This window comes from Roseovarius sp. MBR-154 (assembly GCF_053628595.1).
In genome coordinates, this window is record NZ_JBRJGR010000060.1 from 1 (window position 1) to 2538 (window position 2538).

Here is a 2538-nt window from a genome sequence, read left to right on the forward strand (position 1 = left end):
TGTCAACGGCGGAGTAAAACCCGACCAAAGGGCGGCGCAAAAGTAGGCCACTTTGGGGTTGGGCGTGAAGGGCGCATAGAGCGCTGGCGGCCAGTCGACCGCGCTCCCCAAATAGCTGGCGGTTGACTGGCCGCCTTGGCCCGTGAGGGCCAAGTCATGGATTGTCGGTCAGGAGGTTTTGGTGGCTTTTCGCGCCTGGCTTTGGGCCAGGCGATAACTTTCGCCGTTCATCTCGAGGATGTTGACGTGGTGGGTCAGCCGGTCGAGGAGCGCCCCGGTCAGGCGCTCGGTTCCGAAGGTCTCCGTCCATTCATCGAAGGGCAAGTTGCTCGTGATCAGCGTAGCCCCGCGCTCGTAGCGCTGCGAGATCAATTCAAAGAGCAGCTCGGCCCCGGTTTTGGAGAGAGGGACGAAGCCCAATTCGTCGATGATCAGCAGCTTGGCGTTGGCCATCTGTTTTTGGACCCGCAGCAGGCGACGCTCGTCGCGCGCCTCCATCAGTTCGTTGACCAAGGCCGCGGCGGTGGTGAAGCTGACCGTCATCCCTTTCTGGCAAGCAGCGAGCCCCAGGCCGAGGGCGACGTGGGTTTTGCCGGTGCCGCTTGGGCCGAGGGCGATCACGTTCTCGCGCCGTTCGATCCAGTCGCAGCGCGCCAGTTCCAGCACCTGCATCTTGTTGAGCTTGGGGATTGCCTTGAAGTCGAAGCTGTCGAGGCTTTTGGTGGCCGGGAACTTGGCCGCCTTGATGCGGCGCTCGACCATCCGTCGCTCGCGATCGATCAGCTCCAGTTCGACCAGGCGCGTCAGGAACTGGACATGGTCCAAGCCCTCGGCGGCGCATTGGCGCGCCACCTTCTGATACTCACGCAGGAATGTCGGAAGCTTCAGCCTCTTGAGGTGATGCTCCAGCAGGATTTCGGGGGCATGGGTCATTCCGCAGCCTCCGACATCAGGGACATGTAGCTGGCCGCTGAGGTCGTCTCGACCCGCGCCCGTGGCAGGTAGGGGTACACGTCGAGGTCGAGCCGTGGTGGCCGCTTCTCGACCTGACACAGAACCAGATGCTTCACAGCATCAAAGCCGACCGCGCCCATCTTCAGGGCCTGCTTTACGGCGGCGTGTAGCTCCTCCATGCCGAAGGTCTCCAGAAGACGCAGCACCTGGACATACTCGCGGCGCCCTATCTTCAGCATGCGCGCTTCCATCAGGCGGCGCAGCGTGTCGAACTCTTCTGGCAAGTCCCACTCCGCAAGGGGCGCAGCCTGATCCAAAGCATTGATCTTGCGTTCGATCAGCGGGAGGTAGTGGATCGGATCGAACACCATGTCCTCGCGCGCGTAGCACCGCGGATGGCGTGCGATCACGTCCCCACGGCAGCCAATCACCACCTGATCGACATAGGCCCGCACCCACACATCCTGATGGCCATAGGCCACGGGGACCGAGTAATCGTTGGTGTTGTAGCGGACCAAAGACTGGGAGCTCACCCGGCCGCTGGCCTGTGCGCAGGCCTCAAAGGGGGCGGCTGGCAAGGGGCGCATCTCGGCCAGATCCCGCTGCAGGCGCGCGCCGATCATCTCCGTGTGCCCACGCAAGGTGTCGCCCTGACGGGCACGGCACTGCTCTTCAAGGTAGGCGTTGAAGCTCTCCCACTCCGGGAAGTGGGGGATCGGCACCATGTGGTTGCGGCGCACGTAGCCCACCATCCCCTCGACATTGCCCTTGTCATTCCCTTTGCCCGGCCGCCCGTAGCGGTCTCGGAACAGGTAGTGCGACAGCAATCCGCTGAACTGCGTCGCGCGGACCCGTGTCCCATCCGGCTGGATCTTCGAGACCAGGCAACGGTCGTTGTCATAGAGAACCGACAGAGGCACCCCGCCAAAGAAGGCAAAGGCATGCACATGCCCGTCCATCCAGGCCTCCGCCGTCGCCGCCGGATAGGCCCGCACGAAGTAGGCATCGCTGTGCGGCAAATCCAGGACGAAGAAGTGGGCCTTTTGTTCGACACCCCCGATCACAACCAACGCTTCGCCAAAATCGGCTTGCGCATGGCCCGGCGGATGCGCCAGCGGCACGAACATCTCACGGGTGCGTCGTTCACGCTGCCGAACGTAGTCCTTGATAATCGTATAGCCGCCGGTGAACTCGTGTTCCGCCTTGAGCCGCTCGTGGATCCGCTTCGCTGTGTGGCGCTGCTTGCGAGGCAACTTCTTGTCCTCTTCAAGCCAGCCGTCGATGATCTCGCTGAACCCATCAAGCTTGGGACGCTTGATCTCCTTCGTGCGCCGGTATCCCGGCGGCGATGAGAACGCCAACATCTTGCGAACGCTGTCGCGCGATATGTTGAAATGGCGCGCCAGATCCCGCTGGCTCATCCCCTCGCTGCGCGCCAGCCTGACCTTCAGATAAAGTTCCACGGTGTAAATCTCCTCGCCCTCCCTGCTGCCGCAAGAAGGGAAAAAGTGGACGACTTTTACGCCGCCCGCACCGCCAATACGACGGCGCTACCGTGGTCTAATTTTGCACCGCCGTTCTCAC

2 protein-coding genes are annotated in these 2538 nt (G+C 62.5%); both read right to left on the bottom strand.

Annotation, left to right across the window (positions count from 1 at the left end):
* Positions 1-168: 168 nt before the first annotated feature.
* Positions 169-933 (bottom strand): IS21-like element helper ATPase IstB, encoded by a 765-nt coding sequence (istB, locus tag ACSSV4_RS23100; RefSeq protein ID WP_084396756.1) that lies wholly within the window; start codon positions 931-933, stop codon positions 169-171.
* Positions 930-2417: an IS21 family transposase gene (istA, locus tag ACSSV4_RS23105; protein ID WP_454277321.1), complete on the bottom strand. Its 1488-nt coding sequence runs from the start codon at positions 2415-2417 to the stop codon at positions 930-932. The genes istB and istA overlap by 4 nt, the downstream gene beginning before the upstream one ends.
* Positions 2418-2538 lie beyond the last annotated feature (121 nt).

Excerpts from the sequence above, each read along its gene's own strand:
- istB (WP_084396756.1), bottom strand. The coding sequence starts at position 933 with ATGACCCATGCCCCCGAAATCCTGCTGGAGCATCACCTCAAGAGGCTG.